Below are 234 nucleotides of genomic sequence, written 5' to 3'. Positions count from 1 at the left end.
GCGGTGTGGAAGACGGCGGTGGGGGGATGGTCGTCCAGCAGTGCCGCCAGTGCCTCACGGTCGGCGACGTCGCACGCGGCCACCGTGACCCGGGCCCCCAGTGCCTCCAGCTCCGCCACCAACCCGGCCGCCCCCGGGGCGTCCTGGCCGCGGCGGCTGGTGAGCACCAGGTGCTCGGCACCGTTCCCGCCAGCCAGCGGGCGACATGGCCACCGAGCGCACCCGTACCGCCCG

The 234-nt window shown here is 76.9% G+C and carries 1 pseudogene; it reads right to left on the bottom strand.

Annotation, left to right across the window (positions count from 1 at the left end):
- A pseudogene (locus IH00_RS36965) lies at positions 1-234 on the bottom strand (KR domain-containing protein); the annotation flags it as partial.

This window comes from Streptomyces sp. NRRL S-118, from assembly GCF_000716335.1.
Classification (GTDB): Bacteria; Actinomycetota; Actinomycetes; order Streptomycetales; family Streptomycetaceae; genus Streptomyces.
This window is presented reverse-complemented; position numbering and strand designations above follow the sequence as displayed.